General features: G+C 70.0%; 17 protein-coding genes. 5 read left to right on the forward strand and 12 right to left on the reverse strand.

Features of this window, described 5'->3' with window-relative positions:
- Positions 1-48 precede the first annotated feature (48 nt).
- Positions 49-378: a WhiB family transcriptional regulator gene (locus ACMXGY_RS15230; RefSeq protein WP_483776878.1), complete on the reverse strand. Its 330-nt coding sequence runs from the start codon at positions 376-378 to the stop codon at positions 49-51.
- Between the two features lie 180 nt (positions 379-558).
- Between ACMXGY_RS15230 and ACMXGY_RS15235 the strand changes: the two genes are divergently transcribed.
- Positions 559-1,404, forward strand: a complete 846-nt coding sequence (locus ACMXGY_RS15235; protein WP_483773823.1) for a TIGR03089 family protein — start codon at positions 559-561, stop codon at positions 1,402-1,404.
- Positions 1,405-1,415: 11 nt separating this feature from the next.
- Here ACMXGY_RS15235 and lhgO read toward each other — a convergent pair whose 3' ends face one another.
- From lhgO to ACMXGY_RS15250, 3 genes are all read right to left on the reverse strand, one after another.
- The gene (lhgO, locus tag ACMXGY_RS15240) at positions 1,416-2,603 is read right to left on the reverse strand and encodes an L-2-hydroxyglutarate oxidase (RefSeq protein WP_483773824.1); all 1,188 of its coding nucleotides are present in this window, start codon (positions 2,601-2,603) and stop codon (positions 1,416-1,418) included.
- 92 nt (positions 2,604-2,695) lie between these two features.
- Complete coding sequence (locus tag ACMXGY_RS15245; protein WP_483773825.1) at positions 2,696-4,798, reverse strand: N-acetylmuramoyl-L-alanine amidase; 2,103 nt, start codon at positions 4,796-4,798, stop codon at positions 2,696-2,698.
- A 245-nt stretch (positions 4,799-5,043) separates the two neighbouring features.
- A complete protein-coding gene (locus tag ACMXGY_RS15250; RefSeq protein WP_483773826.1) occupies positions 5,044-6,075 on the reverse strand; it encodes a lysylphosphatidylglycerol synthase transmembrane domain-containing protein in 1,032 nt (343 codons plus the stop codon).
- Between the two features lie 340 nt (positions 6,076-6,415).
- Here ACMXGY_RS15250 and ACMXGY_RS15255 point away from each other — a divergent pair, with 340 nt between their 5' ends.
- Positions 6,416-7,387 carry a Gfo/Idh/MocA family protein gene (locus tag ACMXGY_RS15255; RefSeq protein WP_483773827.1) on the forward strand — a complete coding sequence of 324 codons (972 nt, stop codon included), beginning with the start codon at positions 6,416-6,418 and terminating at the stop codon, positions 7,385-7,387.
- Between the two features lie 63 nt (positions 7,388-7,450).
- Here ACMXGY_RS15255 and ACMXGY_RS15260 read toward each other — a convergent pair whose 3' ends face one another.
- The 3 genes from ACMXGY_RS15260 to ACMXGY_RS15270 are packed head-to-tail and all read right to left on the reverse strand — an operon-like array spanning position 7,451 to position 10,012.
- Positions 7,451-7,900, reverse strand: coding sequence for an acyltransferase (locus ACMXGY_RS15260; RefSeq protein ID WP_483773828.1), 450 nt, complete (start codon positions 7,898-7,900; stop codon positions 7,451-7,453).
- The gene (locus ACMXGY_RS15265; protein WP_483773829.1) at positions 7,900-8,832 is read right to left on the reverse strand and encodes an NAD-dependent epimerase/dehydratase family protein; all 933 of its coding nucleotides are present in this window, start codon (positions 8,830-8,832) and stop codon (positions 7,900-7,902) included. The genes ACMXGY_RS15260 and ACMXGY_RS15265 overlap by 1 nt, the downstream gene beginning before the upstream one ends.
- Positions 8,833-8,872: 40 nt before the next feature.
- Positions 8,873-10,012, reverse strand: a complete 1,140-nt coding sequence (locus ACMXGY_RS15270; RefSeq protein ID WP_483773830.1) for a DegT/DnrJ/EryC1/StrS family aminotransferase — start codon at positions 10,010-10,012, stop codon at positions 8,873-8,875.
- A gap of 66 nt (positions 10,013-10,078) precedes the next feature.
- Between ACMXGY_RS15270 and ACMXGY_RS15275 the strand changes: the two genes are divergently transcribed.
- Positions 10,079-12,112, forward strand: coding sequence for a SpoIID/LytB domain-containing protein (locus ACMXGY_RS15275; protein WP_483773831.1), 2,034 nt, complete (start codon positions 10,079-10,081; stop codon positions 12,110-12,112).
- On the opposite strand, the gene ACMXGY_RS15280 is transcribed toward ACMXGY_RS15275, so the two are convergent.
- A complete protein-coding gene (locus tag ACMXGY_RS15280; RefSeq protein WP_483773832.1) occupies positions 12,094-13,080 on the reverse strand; it encodes a glycosyltransferase family 2 protein in 987 nt (328 codons plus the stop codon). The two genes, ACMXGY_RS15275 and ACMXGY_RS15280, sit on opposite strands and share 19 nt — an antisense overlap.
- A 168-nt stretch (positions 13,081-13,248) precedes the next feature.
- On the opposite strand from ACMXGY_RS15280, the gene ACMXGY_RS15285 reads away from it, so the two are divergent.
- Together ACMXGY_RS15285 and ACMXGY_RS15290 are read left to right on the forward strand one after the other, a co-directional pair.
- Positions 13,249-15,459 (forward strand): glycosyltransferase family protein, encoded by a 2,211-nt coding sequence (locus tag ACMXGY_RS15285; RefSeq protein ID WP_483773833.1) that lies wholly within the window; start codon positions 13,249-13,251, stop codon positions 15,457-15,459.
- A 116-nt stretch (positions 15,460-15,575) separates the two neighbouring features.
- The gene (locus tag ACMXGY_RS15290; RefSeq protein ID WP_483773834.1) at positions 15,576-17,441 is read left to right on the forward strand and encodes a glycosyltransferase; all 1,866 of its coding nucleotides are present in this window, start codon (positions 15,576-15,578) and stop codon (positions 17,439-17,441) included.
- 90 nt (positions 17,442-17,531) lie between these two features.
- Here ACMXGY_RS15290 and ACMXGY_RS15295 read toward each other — a convergent pair whose 3' ends face one another.
- The 4 genes from ACMXGY_RS15295 to glf are packed head-to-tail and all read right to left on the reverse strand — an operon-like array spanning position 17,532 to position 22,170.
- On the reverse strand, positions 17,532-18,251 hold the full coding sequence (locus tag ACMXGY_RS15295) for an ABC transporter ATP-binding protein (RefSeq protein ID WP_483773835.1): 720 nt from the start codon (positions 18,249-18,251) through the stop codon (positions 17,532-17,534).
- Entirely contained in the window at positions 18,251-19,123 is an 873-nt protein-coding gene (locus ACMXGY_RS15300) for an ABC transporter permease (RefSeq protein WP_483773836.1), read from the reverse strand. The genes ACMXGY_RS15295 and ACMXGY_RS15300 overlap by 1 nt, the downstream gene beginning before the upstream one ends.
- Before the next feature lie 3 nt (positions 19,124-19,126).
- On the reverse strand, positions 19,127-20,986 hold the full coding sequence (locus ACMXGY_RS15305) for a glycosyltransferase (protein ID WP_483773837.1): 1,860 nt from the start codon (positions 20,984-20,986) through the stop codon (positions 19,127-19,129).
- Positions 20,983-22,170, reverse strand: a complete 1,188-nt coding sequence (gene glf / locus ACMXGY_RS15310) for a UDP-galactopyranose mutase (protein WP_483773838.1) — start codon at positions 22,168-22,170, stop codon at positions 20,983-20,985. The genes ACMXGY_RS15305 and glf overlap by 4 nt, the downstream gene beginning before the upstream one ends.
- Positions 22,171-22,182 lie beyond the last annotated feature (12 nt).

Below are 22,182 nucleotides of genomic sequence, written 5' to 3' on the forward strand. Positions count from 1 at the left end.
GGCATTTGCGCGCCCGGTGTGGCGGGGCGTGTCGTGCGAGGAGGAAGGTCAGACGACGCGGCGCTTGAGCTTGCGGCGCTCCCGCTCGGAAAGCCCGCCCCAGATGCCGAACCGCTCGTCGTTCTCCAGCGCGTACTCGAGGCACTCCGCGCGAACCTCGCAGCCCGTGCAGACCTTCTTCGCCTCGCGCGTGGAGCCGCCCTTCTCCGGGAAGAACGCCTCCGGGTCCGTCTGGGCGCAGAGCGCCCGCTCCTGCCATCCCATGAGCGAGTCGTCGACCGGCTCGCCGAAGAGCGGCAGCACCGGTGCCACGCGCTCCACCTCTCGTTCAGTGTCGGAGGGAAAGACCCCTCCCGTGCCGTCCAGGATGTTCCACATCGTGCGCCCCTTCATGCCGTTCGCGAGATCCCCTGACGAGAACGCCGCAGGAAACTGCATTGAAGAAATTACACGCGTGTCATCCGCGGACGTCAAGCCGAAATGTGATAGCGCCGCGAAGACGCGGGGTGAATTCCCGACATGTCGGGTAGCGCTATCACCACCTCTAGGGTGGTGTCCATGGTGACCACTCCCCATGCCGGGGCCTCCGACGTCGACGCCCGCGGCAACCGTCCGTCCCATGTCGCTGACCTGCTGCGTCTCATCACGCGAGACCCGGGACGGCCCCGCCTCACGTGGTACGGCGACGACGGCGAGCGGGTCGAGCTGTCCGGCGCCGTGCTCGAGAACTGGGTCAACAAGACGACGAACCTGCTCGTCGAGGAATTCGACGCCGGGCCGGGAACCCGCGTCGTTTTCGACCTCCCGGTGCATTGGCGCACGGTCGTCTGGGCGTTGGCTGTATGGCGCGTGGGCGCGACCGCCGTGCTCGTGGAATCGACCGTGCCGGGGGACGCGCCGGCGGTCGGCGCGGACCGCCCGGACGTCGTCGTGACGACGCGGCCGGCCGCGTGGACCGGAGCCGGTGCCGAGCTCGTCGCCGTCGCACTCCCCGCGCTCGCGCGGCGCTTCGACGGCGACCTCCCGCCCGGGGCGATCGACGCGGCGTCGGCGGTCATGACGTACGGCGACCGGCTGGGCTGGACGCCCCAGATCGAGGAGGACCGCGTCGCGATCCGCACGGGGGACGGGTCGCACACCCACGCCGAGCTCGTCCGGCCGTCCCGAGGCGGCCGGGTCCTGCTTGCAGCGCCGAAGGACGTGCGCGCCACGGAGGGTACCGCGGCAACCCTGCTGCGCACGCTCGCGACGTGGGCCGACGCCGGATCGGTCGTCCTGGTCTCGGAGTCCGTGGTGTCGACGCGCGGAGCCGACCCGGGATGGTTCCGCCAACTCGTGGCGAGTGAGGGGATCACGGATCACACGGCGCTCCCGATCATCTGGGAGCCTCCCACAGCCGACTGACGGACGAGCCATCAGGACGCAGCGAGCGTCACCTGTCGCGCGACGTGGTCGGCGATCTCGAGGGCACACGTCGCGGCAGGGGACGGCGCATTGAGCACGTGAACCTGGTTCTCGGCACGTTGGATGAGGAAGTCGTCCACCATCGTGCCGTCACGCCGGAGCGCCTGCGCCCGGACCCCTGCAGGCGAGGGAACGATGTCGTCGATCCCGATCTCGGGGACCAGCCGAGCGAGCGAACGGGCGAACACACGCCGCGACGCGGAGCGGACGACCTCCCCCGCGCCGGTCGCGCCGAACCGGAGGGCGAGCCGCCACAGGCCTGGCCACATGAGGGCGTCGACAGTCTCACGCACGTCGACATCCGCCCAGCGATAGCCCTCGCGCGAGAATGCGAAGACGGCGTTCGGCCCGGCGTGCACCGAACCGTTGATCATCTTCGTCAGGTGCACCCCGAGGAACGGCAGGGACGCGTCGGGAACGGGGTAGATGAGACCGTTGACCAGGCTCTCCCTCCCAGGCACGAGCTCGAAGTACTCGCCGCGGAACGGGATGATGCGCGCCTCCGGGACTAGTCCTGAGCGCTTCGCGACCACGTCGGAGTAGAGACCCGCGCAGTTGACGAGCCAGTCCGCGGAGATCGTGCCCTGGGACGTCCGCACCTCGACGCCGTCGGTGGTGGTGCGGGCCGCCTCGAAGGCGGTCTCGAGCAGGATCTCTCCACCGCGGCCGACGATGTCCTCCGCGAGTGCCCCGCACACGCCGGGATAATCGATGATGCCGGTGGAGTCGACGCGCAACGCCTCGACAGCCTTGACGTGGGGTTCGTGCTCGAGCGCCTCAGCCGCGGAGACCAGCCGGCTCGGAACGCCGTTCTGCTCGGCACGCTCGGCGAGCGCGCGCAGAGCGGGCACCTCGGCCTCGCGCGTCGCGACGACGAGCTTGCCGCAGATCTCGTGGGCGATGCCCCGGCTCGCCGCGTAGTCGGTCATCGACCGGACGCCGGCGCGGCTCATCAGCGCCTTGTGGCTCCCCGGCTTGTAGTACAGCCCGGAGTGGATCACTCCAGAGTTGCGCCCGGTCTGGTGCGCGGCGAGACGGTCCTCCTTCTCGACAACCGTGACGTCGAGCCCTCGCTCGGCCAGCGCCCGAGCGGACGCCAGCCCGACGATCCCACTTCCCACGACCACGACGTGCGGCACGAACGACACCTTCCTCCGCGTCGGCATGCCGTCCGGCGATGCCCGACGCAGAGTCTACGACCCGTCGACGGCCGGCCTTGCGGATCGCGAGGCTAGCCGGTGACCACTCCTCCGGAGAGGACCAAGGTCCCGCCCTCGAACCGCTGCGTGGTCGTGCTCCCGGAGACCTGAGGGTCGGAGACCGGCAGGCCAAGATAGCCGCGCTCGGCGTTCCGGGCTCGCCAGGCGTCCTTGAACGCCTGGGGCATCAGCCGGGCACCGGTGCTCTGGCTCCAGACGATCAGCGAGCCGGTCGAGAAGGAGCTGTATCCTCCCGCCCGGGTCCTGAAGTTCACCGGCTCGGCGTCGGGCATTCCGACGGCCGCTGCACCGCCTGCCTGACGCCACTTGTCGCGGATCGTGGTCCAGATCGAGTGTGCGCCGGTCGCCTGGCTCCAGACGACCGTCACCTTCTTCTCGAAGTCGATCTCGGTGCCTCGGCGGTCGTTCGTCGCGACCTGAGCGGTGATCGGGTATCCCAGCCCGCCGGTCGCGCCGCCACGGCTCCACCAGTAGCTCCGGATCGGGCCAGAGATCGTCCTGGCCCCGGTCGTCGGGGTCCAGACGATCGAACCCGTCTTCTCAAACTCCAGGAAGAGCCCTCGGCCGTCGCCGACCGGTCCTTGGGATCGCGTGGGGTAACCCAGCGAGCCGGTGGCTCCACCGGTGCGCCACCACTCGCTGCGCAGTGCGCCCGAGATCCAGCGCGACCCGGTGGTCGGGCTGTAGATCACCGACCCGGCGCCTCGGAACTCCTGGGCGCGCCCCCTGCCGTCCCCGACGGCGAACTCGAAGGTCGTCGGGAACCCTGCGGCGCCGAGCCCGCCTCCGGCGAGCCAGCCCGGGCGGATGCGAGGCGTGATCTGGTGCACCCCGACCGATGGTTCGTACGTCACCGTGTACCCCGCCGAGAAGTACGCGGCCGAGCCGCCCGGCACGTCGGTCTCGAGCTGGTGAACCGCACCCCACGAGCTTCCGAAGCCACCGAGCCTGTTCCAGTTGCTCCAGATCGGCGTCTTCGCCGCAGATGTCAGCTGCGTCACCCGGTTCCTCAGCCACGGGAGGATGGCGTACCCCGCGTTACCCGGGCACGACGTGTACGCGACGTCCCGGTGCGCGAGGATCCGGTAGATCTGCACGACCTGCCCCGGCGAGAACTTCGACGTCGAGTGGCCCGGGGTCTGGTACCGCTCGATCTCCCAGGCGTTGAAGTGGTAGGAGCCGCCGAGCTTCCAGGCGATGATTCGCGCCACGGACTCACGCATCGCGGCGGAGGGAGCCACCGACGTGTACTCCCCCATCATCGACACACCGAAGGTCCCAGTGTTGAAGCCACCGGCGTGGGCTGCGGTCGTGGGGAGCGAGAGAGCGCCCGCCCGACCTTCGAAGATCTGTCCGTACTGGTCGACTAGCACGTTGTACCCGATGTCGCCCCACCCGCGAGAGACGGCGTGGTAGGCGTAGATCCCCCGGACGATCCCAGGTGACTGCGCCGGGGTGTAGGTGTTGGACCCGGCGGTGTGATGGAGGACGGCAGCGAGCGTCGAGTTCGCGTACCGAGGAGTCCAGGTCATCAGAGCGGGGTCCGCACCCCACTGCGCACGCGTGATGACGGTGGGCATGGCAGGGGCCGGGGCCATCGCGAGCGACGAGGGCGCCGGGGATCCAGCAGCGCTCCCCCGCCCTCCGGACACCACGCCGGCGCTCGGCGCGAGCGCCGCGAGCTCCTGGTCGGTCGAGGTGACCGCGGTGCTGATCGCGGCGAGGGTGAGCTCGTCGGCCACCGGCAGGCCGTCCCGCCAGGCGCGCACCTCGATCGACGCGCTGCCACCGGTCCACCACGGGTCGGATCCTCCGCCCTCACCGTCCTCGTCCGGCTCGACGTCGAGGACCGTCCAGTCGCTCCATCGACCCGCGGTCGACAGAGAGCGCAGCTCGAGCCGTTCCGGACCGGCGCCGTCCCAGGTCACACCGACCAGGTCCGCACCGTCGACGTCGACCCTCTTGCTCTCGACGGCGGCGAGGAGCGGCGTGTCCGAGAGCACCGCGGCGTCGCTCAGCTCGTCCGGCACGTCACCCGCGCGCTCACGAGGGACGGACTGCTCGGCATCGAGCGGGAGCTCCTCGATCCCCGTGTCGGGCTCCTGGGCAGGCACGTCCGGATGGGCGAGACCTTCGGCCGACGGGACGACCGCAGGCGGTGCGAGAACCGTTGGCACCGATGGCGAGGGCTCGCCCATCGCTGTCGGCGCCGTCGCGACACCCGTCGTCACGGCGAGTGCAAGCACTGCCGGAAAAGCCGATCGTCGCCATCGAGCTGCGAACATCACCACGCCCCCTCGCCACCGGAAAGGGCCGTCGTCCTCGGTGACGCGACCCTCGGCCAGTGTAGGAGCAACCCTCAGTCGATGCCCGGGTCACCGTGGTAGTGACCGAGCCGCCGCTTCGCCCAGACCGCGAGCAGGGCGGCGCCACCGGCCGTCGCGAGGTCGGCGACGGTGAAAAGGAGCCTCGATACGGTCGCATAGGCGACAGCGGCCGGGAGACCGACCAGCGGCGCGATCGCCGCGACGATGACGACCTCTCTGACGCCCGCGCCGGACGGGAGGACGAAGGCCACGAGCCCCGCGAGCATCGCGATCGCCATGGCGCCCGCGCACAGGAGCCAGGCTCGGACGCCCAGGTCGGGCTCGCCGCTCCTCGCAAGCAGCCACAGGTGTGCACCGTTGCTGAGGTAGGACGCGAGTGCCCAACCGAGCGAGGTGAGGACGGTGCGGTACGAGACCGGGTGGTCGGGGCGAGGGCGACGCAGCACCCGGAAGCCGAACCGCGCCGCGGCGGTGAGGATCCGCGGGTGCAGGCAGACGAGGGCGACGGGGAGCGCGAGGTAGAACCAGTAGAGCCACCGGAGGTCAGGACGTTCCTCGACGATCTCGGGAACCGCTAGTGCGCCGGCGAGTAGGGCAGCGACGATCGCCACCGCGATCGAGAAGACCGTCGCCGCGAACACCCGCGCACGCGCCAGCCCGGCCTTGCGTCCGAGCTCGAGCTGAAGAACGTACGCCCAGACCGAGCCGGGCAGATACTTGCCGAGCTGGCCGACGAGGAACACCTGCGCACCGCGGCCTGCACCGATCGGCTTGCCGAGGTCGTCGACGAGCACCTGCCAGCTCATGGTCGCGCACCCGATCCCGACGACGACCGCCACCAGCGACAGCGCGAGGGTCCACGGCGAGATCTCGCTGAGCCGAGGAGCGACCTCGTCCCAGTTCGCCCAGAGGTAGGCGAGCGCTGCGACCACGACCACCGCGAGCAAGAGGTACCGGGCGATGTTCAGCACGAGCTCGCGGCGACCGCGGGGTCCTGTCGGTGCGACGGGGTCTTCGACGGGCGACACGGGCTCCGACACGGCGCGGACCCCCTCGTCGCTCACGAGCGCCTCTCCGTCAGCAGCGCCGGGCAGGGAGACCCCGCCTCCTGCGACGCTCTTGCCGTCCGGTGGGCCCGGACGGTCGAGAGCACGGACGAGGGGGCTGGTTCCGAGACCACAGGACTCCTTCTCGGCGGTGCCACGGGTGCGCGGCGCAGCGTTTCGCGGGTCCGCCCGCGCCGCCTTCGGGGCGGACGTCCCGGCCCACGATCTCGTGACTAGGATGGGGCGACGACAAACTGACCCACCGATTCTACCCAGTGTCTCGGTGAGGTCACGGACGACCCGCTGCCGCCGTACACGCCCTGACGGTCGCCACCACACAACGGAAGGTCCTGCCCTGATGGCATCTCCTCGCATCGCTCTCGTCGGCGCCGGCTCGATGGGACAGAACCACGCGCGCGTGGTCGCCGCCTCGCCGGCCGCGGAGCTCGCGCTCGTGATCGATCCCAGCGAAGCCGCAGGACGTACCGTCGCCGATCGGCATGGTGCGCGATGGGCCGCGGACCTCGACTCGCTCGACGGCATCGATGCGGTCGTGGTCGCCGCCTCGACAGAGCACCACTACACGATCGCCACGGACGTGATCGGGGCCGGTCTACCGCTGCTCATCGAGAAGCCGGTCTGCCCGTCGTTGGAGCAGACGGAGGAGATCCTCGAGGCCTCGCGCCGTGCCGACGTTCCGGTGATGTGCGGCCTTCTCGAGCGCTACAACGCGGCCGTCATGGTCGCCCTCTCCATGGTGGAGCAGCCGTACCTCATCCGGGCCGAACGGCACTCGCCGTACGCCCCGCGCATCCGGACCGGTGTCGCCTGGGACCTGCTCGTCCACGACGTCGACCTCGTCAGCCGGTTCTTCGGCAACGCCGATCCTGCGAGCCTCTCCGTCGAGGTGGGCCACTACAACCCGGCCTCGGCACCCGGGGCCGAGGACGTCATCGAGACGTCGATGCGGTTCGACTCCGGTGGCATCGCCACCGTGTCCGCGAGCCGGATCGGGCAGCGCAAGGTCCGCTCCCTGGTCATCCAGGAGCTCGACCGCATGATCGAGGTGGACCTCCTGCGTCGTGGCGTCACTGCCTACCGCCACACGACGATCGAGGGTGCCCGCGACGGTGGAGGCTCCGGCTTCCGCCAGGCGACCGAGATGGAGGTGCCGGAGATCATCGGCGCCGAGCCGCTCGTGACCCAGCTGAACCGCTTCGTCGACCTCATCGAGGGTCGCGTCGACGCCGAGGAGGAGCGCACCTCCATCCTCCCGTCCCACCGCATCGTCTCGCGGGCGCTGGCGAGCTCCGTCCACGCCACCGTCTGAGGCGACGCGCGAGGAGGGCCCCGCAGGAGACGTCCTGCGGGGCCCTCCTCGTGCAGGGTCGGGCTACGGGCCGACGCTGCCGAACGTCGGCGTGCCGTCGTGGTCGAAGACGACGTCCGCCACGACACGTGCGGGTACGCCGGCCACGACGCTGCGCGGTGGGACGTCACGGGTCACGACGGCCCCGGCGCCGATCACGGCCTCGTCACCGATCGTCACGCCCATGTTGACCACGGCGCCGGCGCCGATGAAGACCCGGTCCCCGATGGTGACCGGAGCACGGTCGACCTGGTCGTACCGGCGCCCGCTGACGCAGCGCCGGGCGGACGAGTGGGTGTAGATCTGGACACCTGACGAGATGTCGCAGCCCTCGCCGATCGTCAGGCCGCCGGAGCCGTCGACGACTGTGAACGCCCCGATCCACGTGCCTTCCCCGATCGAGGGCTCCCCCACGACCCATGCCAGCTCGTGGTACGGGTTCGCGGGCAGCCTGCCCGGCTGACGCGGCGCCATCAGCCGCCCATGCGGATCAGCTCGGCCATGCCGTCCTCGACGGAGATGGTCGGCTCGAACCCGAGCACCTCCTTGGCACGCACGACGTCGGCGGCACGACGGCTGACGAGGACGTCGCGCGGGTTGAAGATCGGCTCGACGTCGGCGCCGACGGCCTCGATGAGGATGCGGGCGAGGTCGGCGATCGTCGTGTCGATGCCCGTCCCCACGTTGACCGGGACGTTGGCCTGCTCCGACTCCATCGCGAGGACCACCGAGCGGGCGATGTCGTGGACGTGGATGAAGTCCATAGACTGCTCGCCCTTGCCGTCGATGACGGGCGGCTCGCCGTTGCGGATCCGGTTGACGAAGTGGTTGATCACCGACGTGTAGTAGGCGGTCGTCTTCTGGCCGGGGCCGTACACGTTGAAGAACCGCAGTGCGATCCACGAGAGACCGCTCCGACGCTGGTAGTAGCCCAGCAGGTCCTCACCGGTTCGCTTCGAGATGCAGTAGGGAGTGAGGGGCGAGAGCTCGTCGTCCTCGTGCATCGGCAGCTTCTTCGGGTCCCCGTACACGGAGGCGCTGGATGCGAAGACGAGCCGCTCCACCCCGTGGTCGGCGGCGGCCGCGAAGACGTTGTGCTCGCCGATCGTGTTGATCTCCATGGACTCGTACGGGTCCGCCTGGCTCTTGTTGATCGACACGGCGGCCAGGTGGACGACGTGGGTCGCCCCCTTCATCGCCGCGTGCACGGCGCCGCCGTACCGGATGTCCTGGTCGATGAGCTCCACCGCGCCCTCGGACGCGAGCTGCGCCACCGCGTCGCGGTCGCCCCGGAACATGTTGTCGAAGATCCGGACCGAGTAGCCCTTCTCCAGGAGCTGTCGGACGACGTGGAGGCCGATGAAGCCGGCGCCGCCCGTGACGAACGCGGTACGTGATTCAGGCATGCTGGAAGTACTCCTCGGGATTGCGGAAATGGCTGGGTGCTCAGCGGCGGACGGCCGCGCTGGACGTCACGTCCCGGACCACCGAGGCGACGTACTCCACGTCGTCCTGGCTCAGGTTCGCGTGCATCGGGATGGCGACGTGGCGGGCGAAGAGGTCGGCCGAGACCGGGCAGGGCTCCGTGTCACCGTACAACGGCTGGACGTGGCTCGCGTAGGTGCCGAAGTTGCAACCGACCCCCCGGGACCGCAGCGCGATCGCCACGGCGCCGCGGTCGAGCTCCGGCGCAAGCGTGAGGACGTACGACTGCCACGGGTGAGTACGGTCCTCGAGCTCGACGGGAAGGGTCACCTGCTCGAGGTCGCCCAGGAGCTGCGCATATCCGGCTGCCGCCTTCGCACGGTTCTCGACCAGCGTCGGCAGACGCTTGACCTGGACGCGCATGATCGCGGCGCTCACGTCGGAGAGGCGGTAGTTGTACCCGAGCTCGTCGAAGCTCGGCACCGGCAGCTCGACGGCGGCGTCTCGCACGATCGCCGGCGAGATGCCGTAGGTGTGCAGCTTGCGCGCGTGGTCGACGACCTCCTTGCGGGCGCTCACGAGCGCGCCGCCCTCCCCGGCTGTGATGCCCTTGCGCCCGTGGAAGCTGAAGGCCGCCGCGTCCGCCAGGCTGCCCGCGGGCCGTCCCTTGTACGTCGCGCCCGCGGCACACGCGGCGTCCTCGAGGAGCCACAGGCCGTGCCGGTCGGCGATCGCGCGGAGCTCGTCGTAGTCCGCCGGCTGACCGAAGACGTCGACCGCCACGATGCCCACGGTCCGCGGGGTGATCGCGGCCTCGACCGCTGCGGGGTCGAGCGACCAGATGTCGGGACGCACGTCGGCGAACACCGGACGAGCACCGGTCCACATGACCGAGTGCCCGGTCGCCGGGAACGTGTAGTCGCCGACGATCACCTCGTCGCCCGGTCCCGCGCCGAGCGAGAGGAGCGCCAGGTGCAGGGCCGAGCCGCAGTTGGACGTGGCGAGCACGTGGTCCACGCCGGCGACGGCGGCGAACTCGCTCTCGAGGGCGACGCAGGCGGGCCCTGCTCCGGAGAGCCAGCCCGACGCGAAGACGTCTGCTACCGCAGCCAGCTCCTCCTCTCCGACGGTGGGCTGGCCGAGTGCGACGTTCCGTGTCATGTTCCTCCTAGGTCCGTCGCAGTCTAGCAACGCCGCCGCTCGCACCGGCACGGACAGGAGGCGAAGATGCGGATCCGCTCGCACGCTCGACGCCGCGGCACGCTCGCCGCTCTCGCGATCGCCGTTACCCTCGTCCTGCTCCCAGCGCCGGCAGGTGCGGACGAGACCTACCCCGTGGAGCCCGGGGGCACGTTCACGTTCGTCGGGCACGGCTACGGGCACGGCCGGGGCCTGTCCCAGTGGGGGGCGTACGGAGCGGCCGTCTCAGGGCTGACGACGAACCAGATCCTCGCCTTCTACTACCCGGGCACCTCGATCACCGGCCAGCCCGACACGGACATCACCGTGCGGCTCTCGACGGGTCGGGCGGGCGAGCTGGCCGTCGACGCGGCCCCCGGTCTCGCGCTCCGCTGGCAGGGCGGGACGCTCCCGCTCCCCACGAGCTCCGCGACAGGGAGCAGGATCCTCAGCTGGAGACTCTTCCGAGGACCGAGCTCCCTCCTCCTCGACTACGTCGACACGAGCGCCGCAGTCTGGCGCCGTTACAGCATCGTCCCGGGCACCGCGGGAACGTTCGTGGCGGCGTCCGGGCGCGTGCGGCTGGTCCAGCCCGACTTCCAGCGACGCGAGTACCGGGGAGGTCTCGGCGCGTTCGCCTCGGGCACGTCCGGGCTGACCACGTTCAACGCGGTCCGGATGGAGCAGTACGTGCTCTCGGTGCTCCCCGCGGAGATGCCCGCGTCCTGGCCCGCGGCAGCACTCCGGGCCCAGGCCGTCGCCGCACGGACCTACGCCTCGCACCAGCGGCACTTCGCCACGGGTTCGACCCACACGTGCGACACGACCGCGTGCCAGGTGTACCAGGGCGTCGCGGTCTACTCGGCGGACGGTCGCCTGGTCCGTTCCTACGAGACCGGGACGTCGTCCGCGGCCGTGGTGGCGACCGCCAACCAGGTGCTCATCACGGGAGGCGCGTTCTCCTACGTGTTCACTCAGTTCAGCGCGTCGAACGGCGGCTGGACGGCGGCAGGGAGCCAGCCCTACCTCGTCGCGCAGCCCGACCCGTACGACGGCGTCGTGCCCAACGGGTCGCACAGCTGGACCGCGGCCGTCCCCGCGTCACGGGTCGCGGCTGCCTATCCGTCGGTGGGCCAGCCGCTCCGGCTCACCGTGCTCTCCCGGGACTCCCGCGGGGAGTGGGGCGGCCGTGTCAGGCAGCTCCGCATCGACGGGTCGGCGGGCTCCGTCACGGTCACGGGCGACGCGTTCCGCACCGCGACCGGGCTCCGCTCCACCTGGTGGAGCACGGCCCGCGCCACGCAGACGGCCGGGGGCCTCGTGCAGGACGTCTCCGGCGACGGCGTGCCGGACGTCTTCGGACGCGACGGGAACCGCGGGACGCTGTCCTTCTACCCGGGGCGCGCCGACGGCAGCTTCGCCCCACCGCGTGTCGTCGGGACCGGCTGGGCGATGCACGACTGGATCGGTTCGCCGGGGGACCTCACCGGCGACGGCGTCCCCGACCTCTACGCGAGGGAGGCAGCGACAGGGGTCCTGTGGGTCTACGCGATCGACCGGTCGGGGGTCGCCCGTTCACGCCAGTCCGTGGGGACGGGCTGGCACACGGTCGACCAGATCGTCCTGCCGGGCGACGTCAGCGGGGACGGTGTGCCCGACGTGTACGGGCGCAACGCGACCACCGGATCGATCCAGTTCTACGCGGGCGCGGGCGGGGGTCGGCTGGTCGCTCCCCGCACCGTCGACAGCGGCTGGCACACGCTCGACGCGATCCTCGGTGCCGGCGACGTGTCGGGCGACGGCATACCCGACCTTCTCGGTCGACGCCGCTCGGACGGTGCGCTCGTGCTCTACCCGGCGCGGCGCGACGGGACCATCGCGGGTGCGCAGGTGATCAACCGGGGCTGGGCGCCGTTCGACATGATCGTGGGCGCGTCAGGCGGGACCGGTTCCGCGCTCTACGCCCGCGATCCCCGGGCCGGCTCCGGGACCCTCCTGCGGTACCCCCTGCGGCCCGGCGGCGTCGTCGACCCCGGCACGACCGTGGGGACCGGCTGGAACCTTCACACCTCGCTGTCCTGAGAGGCCTGCACGGCCTCGGTGACCGGGTTCGTCCGCCACGTGCTGCGGGCGACGTACACAGGACGACGCCGAGCATCGTCACCTGCACGCCAGACGTACTCCCCTACGACGCCGAGACCGAAGAGGTTGACGCCGCCCACAAGCAGGACCAACCCGGCCACCAGCGTGGTCCCGGACGGGGCCGTGGGGATGAACGCGAGCACCAGCGCCACCAGCAGCAGGAGCCCGCCGAGCGCACCGAGCGCCATCCCGGCGAGCGTGACCCAACGGATCGGGGCGGAGGAGAACTCGACGAACGAATCGACGACGAGCTTGATCTTCTTCGTCGACGTCCACTTGCTGACACCGTGCGGCCGAGGAAGCTGCTCGAAGAAGACCCGTCGCTGCTCGAAGCCCGACCACGCGATCATCGCGAGGACGTTGCGGTTGTTCTCCGGCATCTGCTCCAGGACGTCGATCACCTGGCGCGTCACAAGGATCTGCGAGGGACCCTCCTGGGGATACGTCGGCACGGTTGACGCACGGTTGAAGACACGTGAGAACGTGGTCGCGAAGGTCTCCGAGGCGCCCTTGCGCGTCGCGCGCACGGATCTCAGCCCCCAGACGACGTCGGCCCCGCCCTGCCACTCCTCGACGAAGCTCGTCACGGCGGACAACGGCTCCTGCCGGTCGGCGCTCAGCGTGAGGGCGGCGTCGCCCGTGCAGGCCACCAGACCAGCCGTGATCGCCGCGTGGGAACCGAAGTTGCGCGAGAGCCTCACGACGACCGCCCGGTCGTCGTCGGTGAGGAACGATCGCAGCGCGTCGGCGGTCCCGTCCTCCGAGCCGTCATCCACGAGCACGAGCTCGATCTCGAGGGCCGGGTGCTCCCGCGCGATCTCACGGTAGAAGTCGACGATCTCGCCGGCGCTCTCCTGCTCGTTGTAGGCCGGCACGATCAAGCTGAGCCGCGGTCGGCGGTCTGCCATCCTCTTCCTCTCCCGGCGGGGGGCGACCTGGTGCCGCCCGAACCGTGCCATGCTAGCGGCCGCCCGACGGCGGTCACGCCCGCCCGGACGCCCGCGATACCATCGAGCGCCCGCACAGCAGCAGGTCGCCCTGCGCCGGACCGCCGATATTAGGGGAATCACTCGTCCATGCGTTCAAAGTCCTCTGCCCGGACCGTCCGGTTCCGGTGGCTGCCGGCCGCCCTCACGCCAGTCGTGACCGTCGTGCTCGGGCTCGTCGCCGCGTGGCGCGGCACCCTCTTCTACTACGTGGGTGACGCGCCTGAGTCGTTCGTCCCGCTCTGGCACCACTTCGGCCAGCAGCTGCGCAGCGGGACCTGGCCGCAGATGGAGCCCTCCGGATGGATGGGCGGCAACTACGCCGCCGAGGCCGCTTACAACCAGTGGAACCCGGTCTCCCTGATCGACTACGTGGTCGTCTCGTACTTCGACGACCTGTCGCACGCCGCAGCGTTCGTGATGATCCAGCTCCTGGCGCTCCTCTCCGTGGGGGCGTACCTGCTGTTCCGGTCCTACGGCGCGGGCTCGTGGCCCGCGTTCGCCATGGCGACGGCCATGCCGGTGACAGGCTTCACGCTCTTCTACGAGGCGGCGGGCTGGCCGGCAGGACTGACGGCGCTCGTGTGGGTCACCTTCTTCTGGTGGGCCGCTCACCGACAGGCGCGGCACGGCGGTGGTCCGTGGCTCACCTTCGTCTTCGGCTTCCTCACGATGACGTCCGGCAACCCGTACGCGGCGCTCGGCCTGATCGTCGTCCTGGGTGCGCTCGCGGTCGAGCTCGCCGTCGCTCGCCGTGTGCGCGAGCTTGTCCACCTCGTCATCACCGGCGCCGCCGTCGGCCTGTGCGCGTGGCTCGTCTTCGGCCCGCTCCTCGGGACGCAGGAGGTGACGCTCCGGCAAGAGCTCGCGATGATCAGCAACGACACGTTCATGGTCCCGGACCTGGGAGACCTCTCGGGCGCGAGCACTCCGTCCTACCTCCCGTCGGTGACGAACTGGGGCGGCGCCCTCCTCGAGTCGTTGCCGTCGATCTACCTCGCGTGGTTCTTCCTGCCGCTGCTGCCGTGGATCCGGTGGCACGCTCTCGCACGCTCCCTCAAGGGGTCCCTGAGCGTCGTGGTCTTCACCGGTGTCTACGCCGCGATGACGCTCGGCCCGTCGAACTTCTGGCTCTTCCGCTGGCCGATCCGGGTGATCGAGTACACCTACCTGGGCCTGCTCGGGATCTTCGCCCTCGCACTGACGCTGGGCCTGGCGCGCGAGAAGGTGCGTCTGCGCGCCATCCTCACGGGCGCGATCATCCTCTTCGGGACGTACATCGCGTTCTCCGTCACGCCGAACCAGGCGTTCCGCCACGTCCTGAGCCTGGTCATGGTCGCCGGACTCGTCGGAGGGGCGCTCTGGGTGTACCGCCGCCACGGGGACCGCCTGTTCGCAGGGGTCCTCGTCGCCGGCACCGTCGTCGTGACGTTCTTCCAGACCTCCGTCTTCCCGGGCGCGATCGACAACGCGATCTATCCCCCGACATCCGTCGCGACCATCCGCGCCGCGGCCGACGAGTACGAGGGGACCTACCTCCAGCTCGCACAGCAGGGGTCGGCAGGCAAGGACGCCGTCGAGTCCGCGCGCATCATGTTCGGCAACCTGCACGTCGTCAGCGGGCACGAGAGCGTCGTCCGGTACACGGGCATCGGCTTCAAGGCGTTCAGCGACGCGCTGTGCATGGACTACAAGGGCAACGTCTGCGAGGAGTCCTTCGAGCGCCTCTGGGAGGACGTCGACGGCACGTCCGGGAACCTCGCCGACTCCCTGCGCCTCGAGACCCTCGTGCTGCAGCGCTCGACGTTCGAGGACGAGATCCTCGACGGACCGCCCGACGGTTGGCGCGTCGCCGAGTCGGACGACGTCCGCGAGGTGTGGACCCGCATCGACCCGCTCGAGCTGCCGGGTCGCGTCTCGGGGACCTCCGAGGGTCTTCGCGTCGTCTCCTCCGACGCGACGGACTACCGCGAGGTCGTGGACGTCGACGGCGACGGCACCCTGACGTTCGCGCGACTGGCCTGGCCCGGCTACACGGCGGAGGTCGACGGACGGCCGGTCGAGGTCGGCTCGACCGACGCCGGCCTCGTCACCGTCGAGGTCCCGGCGGGCTCGAGCGAGGTCACCCTCGACTTCGCCGTCCCGGCCGTCCGCAGCGGCTGGGCCCTTGTCGGTCTCGGAGCGCTCGTCGTGGTCGCCCAGAGCATCGTCCTCGCACGCCGAGCGCGGCGCACAGGACACCGCGAACGTGCGACCGACGTGCCTTCGGCGCTAGCCTCGACCGAGGTCGTCTCGTCCTGACCTGACTCGGTGCACCCTGTCCCGATCACCTCGCGGTCGCGGAGAATGCCCGTTCCGATGGCCTTCGCTCCGCGAACGTGCCGCGCCACGCCACCACGAACACCCGGAGAATGCCGATGACATCACCTTCTGCCACGACGTCGAACTCGTCCACGAGCTCGCCGCAGGAGGCGCATGGGAATACGATCCAGCGGGTCCACTTCGGTCCCGCCACCGACGCGGCCGTGGGGCTCTACGTCAAGACGGCGCACGGCGACGCGGAGCTGTCGAGGACGAGCGCCACGCTGCCCGCCCACGCCCGTCTCACGACGGAGACGTACTTCGGTCGCGTCCCCGCGGCCTACCTCCAGCGGTGGACGACGGCTCGGTCGCTGCGCATCTCGCTGACCGTCACCGGAAGTGGTCTCGTCTCTGTGGTGGCCAACGGAACGGCGCCGACCTCCCGGCCGGTGGAGGTACGCGAGGTGGCGTTCGACACCCCGACGGAGCTCGTCTTCGACGTCGCGCTCGACAAGTACCTCGACGGGGGCTACCTCTGGATCGAGGCGCAGGCCGGTGACGACGCTCTCACCCTCGCCGACGTGCGTGTGACCGCAGGCTCGCCCGCGCAGGACCGTCCGACCTCGGTCGTCATCTGCACGTACAACCGGCCCGCCGACTGCCTGGCGACGCTCGACTCCCTCTCCCGCGACCCCGAGGTGCTCGCCGTCGTGGAGACCGTGTACGTCGTGGACCAGGGCACCTCACGCGTCACGGACCAGCCCGGCTTCGAGGAGGTCAGGGCGCGGTTCGGCGACCGGCTGCAGGTCATCGAGCAGCGCAACCTGGGAGGCGCTGGCGGGTTCACCCGCGGGCTGTTCGAGATCACCGGCAAGAAGTCGGAGGAGCACGCGAACGTCCTCTTCATGGACGACGACATCGTGCTCGAGCCCGAGACCGTCCTGCGCATGACCGCGTTCGCGAACCACGCGATCCGGCCGATGATCGTCGGCGGCCAGATGCTCTACCTGTATCACCCGACCCGCCTCCACACCAACGCCGAGACCGTCAATCTCGCGCACCTGCGCGCCGGGCTGCCCGTCGACGAGAAGTCGCACGACGTCAACCTGCTCCAGCGTCTGCCTCGCAAGTGGATGGACGCCGGATACAACGCGTGGTGGTCGTGCCTGATCCCCGCCGAGGTCGTGCAGGAGATCGGCTTCCCTCTGCCGATGTTCTTCCAGTGGGACGACATCGAGTACGGCGTGCGCGCGCGACAGCACGGGATCCCGACGACGACTCTCCCCGGCGCCGGCGTCTGGCACGCGGACTTCTCGCTCAAGGACTGGGACGACTGGTCCCGGTACTTCTCGCACCGCAACTCGCTCATCACGGCTGCGCTGCACTCGGACGCCGTGCCCGCGGACGTCACCAAGACGCTCGCCAAGCAGTTCGCGCGGTACATCGCCGGGCACCAGTACGGGATGACGGCGACGCTCATCAAGGCCATCGACGACTTCCTCGCCGGACCCTCGGTCCTCGCCGACGGGGGCGAGCAGGCACTGAAGGACGTCCTCGCCCTGCGCAAGGAGTACCCCGACACGATCCGCCGCACGCCGGAGGACCTCGCCGACGCGGGTCTCGACGCCGTGCCGACCGTGAAGCTCGAGGGAACTCCGAGCCTTCCGTCCCTGGTCCTGGCGAAGCGACTCGCCTTCCAGGCGCTGGGACACACGCGCGGTACCGCGAACATCACCGCCGGCGACTCGCAGTGGTGGCACACCGCGCTCTTCCGCCAGGTCGTCGTCACCGACGCCTCGCAGGACGCGTTCCGCGTGCGGACCTACGACCAGAAGGCCGCACGCCAGCTCTCCCGAGAGGCCGGTGCGGCCCTGTGGCGCCTGCGCCGCCAGGGGCCAGCTGCGCGTGACGCGTGGCGTGGGGCCCTGCCGCAGCTCACGAGCCGGGAGAGCTGGGCGCGCCTCTACGCGGCCGGTGACTGACGCACAGGTGGCGTGCGAAGGCCCCGGTGGCCGCTCCCCTCGCGGGGACGGACGCCGGGGCCTCTTCGTCAGTACGGGCAGCCGACGAGATCAGCGCCGGAGCTGCTGCACGGCACCCGCGGACTCGCCGTCGTACACGACGGTGCCTCTCTCGAGCACGACCCCGCGCTCGCAGATCTTCTGCACCATGTCCAGGTCGTGGCTGACGATGACGAGCGTGCGGCCCTCGTCCTGGATCTCACGGATCCGTGCGAGGCACTTCTGCTGGAAGGGCTCGTCGCCGACGGCGAGGATCTCGTCGACGAGGAACACCTCGGGCTCTGTGTAGACGCACACGGAGAAGGCCAGCCGCAGGAACATCCCCGAGGAGTAGAACTTCACCTCGGTGTCGATGAACTTCTCGATCTCGGAGAACGCGACGATCTCGTCGAAACGCCGTCGGATCGTCGCCTCGTCCATGCCGAGGATCGCGCCGTTGAGGAAGACGTTCTCCCGGCCCGTCAGGTCCGGGTGGAACCCGGCGCCGACCTCGATGAGGCCCGCGAGCCGTCCCCGGACGCGGATCGAGCCACGGTCGGGCCGCATGACACCGGAGATGAGCTTCAGGAGGGTCGACTTCCCGGACCCGTTGAGTCCCAGCAGGGCGACGCTCTCCCCCTGCTGGACCTGGACCGAGACATCGTCGAGCGCCTGGAAGGTCTCGTGGCGGTCCTTCTTGCGGACCTTCGACACGACCATGTCCTTGAGAGAACGGCTGTGGTTCAGCCGGAAGTCCTTGCCGACCCCGGCGATCTCGATGCTGGACGTCATCAGAGCTCCTGTGCGAATCGGCCCTCGAGCCGACGGAAGACGAGGTCTCCGAGGGCGAGGATCAACAACGAGATGGCAAGACCGGCGAACCCGAACGCGATCATGTTGGGCGGCAGCTCGGAGCTGCCTGAGGTCGCCGGGTACCAGAAGCACCAGTGGAACAGCTCCACTGCCGCCGTCAGGGGGTTCAGCTGGTAGAGCGTGAAGAGCCACGGGACGTCGGAGAGCGCGTTCGCCACCCGGTCCCAGGTGTAGAGGACCGGCGAGAGCCACGTGGCGACCATGATGATGAGGTCCACGAAGTTCTCGGCGTCGCGGAACATGACGTTCACGGCTCCGAACAGCAGGCCGAGACCGAACGCCAGGATGCACACGATGAGGATCGCAAGGACGCCGCCGGCCAGCTGGGCGAGGTTGGGTCTCCAACCCGCGACGAGAGTCCCGACGACGAGGACGAGGAGCTGCGGCAGGAAGTGCACGAACGCGACCTGCAGCGACGCGAGCGGGAAGAGCTGGCGTGGGAGATAGATCTTGCGGACCAGCGCCCCGTTGCCGACGATCGAGCGCGTCGCGTTGCCGAACGCCTCCCCGAAGAGGTTGATCACCACGACACCGGAGAAGAGGTACACCGCGTAGTCCTCGGTGCCCTTGTTCAGCTCGAGGAAGACACCCAGCGCGAGGTAGAAGACGACGAACTGGACCGCCGGCTTCACGTAGGACCAGAGGATCCCCAGCATCGACGCCTGGTAACGGACACGCAGCTCCTTCTTCACCAGCAGCTGCAGGAGGAAGCGATTCTTGGCCACATCGAGCAGACCGTGCCCGATGCCGGGTTCGGTCGGTTCGATGCCGGCACTGCCGACGGTCGCCACGTCTCAGTCCTTCGCGTTCTCGAAGATGTCGTTCCAGGAGTCGGCGCTGGCGAGTCGTGCCAGCGCCGAACGGTAGGTCCGGCTCAGTGCGGAATGCCGTCGCACCAGCCTGACCCGAGCGCGCAAGGACCGTCCAAGCAGCTCACGGCTGGTCTGCGCGTCCCGGCGGAGCCGCGCCGCAGCCGTCCCGTCCGCGTTCTCGACGACGGCGCCGTCCAGGGTCGCGAGCACCCGCCAGGTCGCCTGCGCATGCGTAAGGTACACCGTCCGCGCCCCTCCGAAGGCACGCAGGCGGCGCAACCGACCCCGGAGCAGGGCCAGGAGCGTGCCCGCCGCGCTCGTCGCCACGGGTTCGCCCTGCGGAGTGGCGGCGCCCGGCGCGGCCGGTGGGAGGTCGTACCGTGCGTCGTGGTGGGCCCTGGCGCGCGCGCGGACCGCACCCAGCGCCGTCGGGAGCGACGTCGCGAGCTCGTGGGGACCCGAGAGCACCGCCTCCGCGGCAGCCACTCTCAGGTCCAGGGCCGAGTACTGCATCGCTAGCGCGTGCTTGAGGTCGACCGCCGACGAGTACAGGAGCGCGGACCACCACGTGGTCCGCCCGTAGTGGAGGAGTGCCGTGACCAACCGGTTGCGCTCGTAGAAATACGCCTGCCAGCCGACGAGGTCGTCCTTCTCCCCCCACGCGACGTGCCAGATCCCCGCGCCGGGAAGGGTGACGGTCGGCACGCCCGCGCTGCCCGCGCGGAGCGCCATCTCGGTGTCGTCCCACTTGATGAAGAACGGCAGCGGGAGGCCGACGCGGTCGACCGCGTCACCGGGGATCAAGCACGCCCACCAGCCGTTGTACTGCGCACGTCCGCGGCGGTGCATCCACGGCGTCGCCGAGAGCGACTGCGCCGCGAAGTCGTGACGTCGCCGCCCTCCGACGTCCAGAGCGGGCATCACGGTCCGCCGGTCGACGGTCTCGGTGAAGGCGTGCAGGACGGTCGGGTGCGACATGTCGAGCATCTGGCCCCCGACCAGCAGGGGCCGGTCCGCGTGGTCCGACAGGGCGATCATGCGCGAGAGCGTGCCCGTCGGGAGGGCGACGTCGTCGTCGAGGAGGATGACCCGCTCCGCACCGTCCGCACGAGCCTCGGCCAGTCCTCGGGCGAACCCGCCCGAGCCTCCGAGGTTTGCCTGCCGCACGACGCGGAGAAGGCTCCCGAGCTGCGCCGCGACCTCGTCGAACCGAGGGCTGTCGGTGACAGGGCGGGTGCCCTGGTCGACGACGACCACTCGGCGTAGACGGTCGGCGAGCCGCTGGTCACGGCCGATCTGACCGAGGACGCGGAGGCAGTCCTCCACGCGGTCGAAGGTCGTGATGGCGACCGAGACGCGGGCCGGCGGTCGCGCCGCAGGAGGCACGCGCCAACGCGCCCCGCGGACGACGAGCGGATCACCGCCGAGGTTCTCGACGTCGAACCAGAACCATCCGCCGTCCCCGAGACCGGTGAGCCGGAGGGTGCGGACAACGGCACCGTTCTCCGGCGAGACGGCGTCGCCCAGCCTGCGAGGCACACCGAGAGGATCGCTCGCGTGCACCTGCACACGTGCGTCGTCCGACGAGAGATCCACCTCGAGGCGCACCTGCGTGTGGGGCGTCCACCTGCTCCAGTACGAGGCCGGGAACCCGTTGAAATAGGTGAGGAACGAGGCGCTCCCACCGGGAGCGATCTCCCACCCGTCGGCGGCGGCCGTCACGTCCCCCAGCGCGTGGAGACTCGTTCCCGGGGCATGGTCGTCATGGAGCGCGAGCTCTTGCACGACCGGCCACGAGCTCTCGCCGTCATGACGCCGCACGGGTGCGGCGTCGTGGGTCACGCGTCGACGCCCCCGCTCTCGATTCCAGCGCCGGCCCCGAAGTGCGGCGCGAGCTTGTTGTCCACCATGGACAGTGCCGCCCCGATGGCCATGTGCATGTCGAGGTACTTGTAGGTCCCGAGGCGACCGCCGAAGAGCACGTCCTTCTCCCCGGCCGCGAGATCGCGGTACGCGAGGAGCCGCTGGCGGTCGGCCGCCGTGTTGACGGGGTAGTACGGCTCGTCGGACTTCTCCGCGAAACGGGAGAACTCGCGCATGATGACGGTCTTGTCCGCCGGATACTCCCGCTCGGGGTGGAAGTGGCGGAACTCGTGGATCCGCGTGTACGGCACGTCGGCGTCCGCGTAGTTCATGACCGGGGTGCCCTGGAAGTCGCCGACCGGGAGCACCTCCTCCTCGAAGTCGAGCGTGCGCCACGAGAGGTCACCCTCGGCGTAGTCGAAGTAGCGGTCCACCGGGCCCGTGTAGACGACGGGGACGTTGCCGACGACGTTGCTCTTGTTCACGGGCTGCGACTCGTCGAAGAAGTCGACGTCGAGGCGCACCTCGATGTTCTTGTGGTCCGCCATGCGCTCGATCCAGGCCGTGTAGCCGTCGACGGGCAGGCCCTCGTGCGTGTCGTTGAAGTAGCGGTTGTCGTACGTGTACCGCACGGGCAGGCGCGAGATGATCGACGCCGGCAGCTCGCGCGGGTCCGTCTGCCACTGCTTCGCGGTGTAGTCGCGGATGAACGCCTCGTAGAGCGGCCGGCCGATGAGCGAGACGCCCTGCTCGTCCAGGTTCTCGGGCTTCTTCCCACCCAGCTCGGCAGAGAGCTCCTTGACCAGGGCACGCGCGGCGTCCGGGCCGTGGGCCGAGCGGAAGAACTGGTTGATCGTGCCGAGGTTGATCGGCATCGGGAAGACCTCGCCCCGGTGCGTCGTGTAGACGCGGTGGACGTAGCTCGTGAACGCCGTGAAGCGGTTCACGTACTCCCAGACCCGCTCGTTGGACGTGTGGAACAGGTGCGCCCCGTAGCGGTGGACCTCGATGCCGGTCGACTGCTCGGCCTCGCTGTAGGCGTTCCCCCCGATGTGCGGGCGGCGGTCGATGACGAGCACCTTGCGGCCGTACCCCTCGGCGATCCGCTCAGCGACGGTCAGGCCGAAGAAGCCCGAACCCACGACGACAAGATCCGCGTCCACACATACTCCTCG

The sequence above is a fragment of the Cellulosimicrobium sp. G4 BAM 1002 genome, assembly GCF_057126935.1.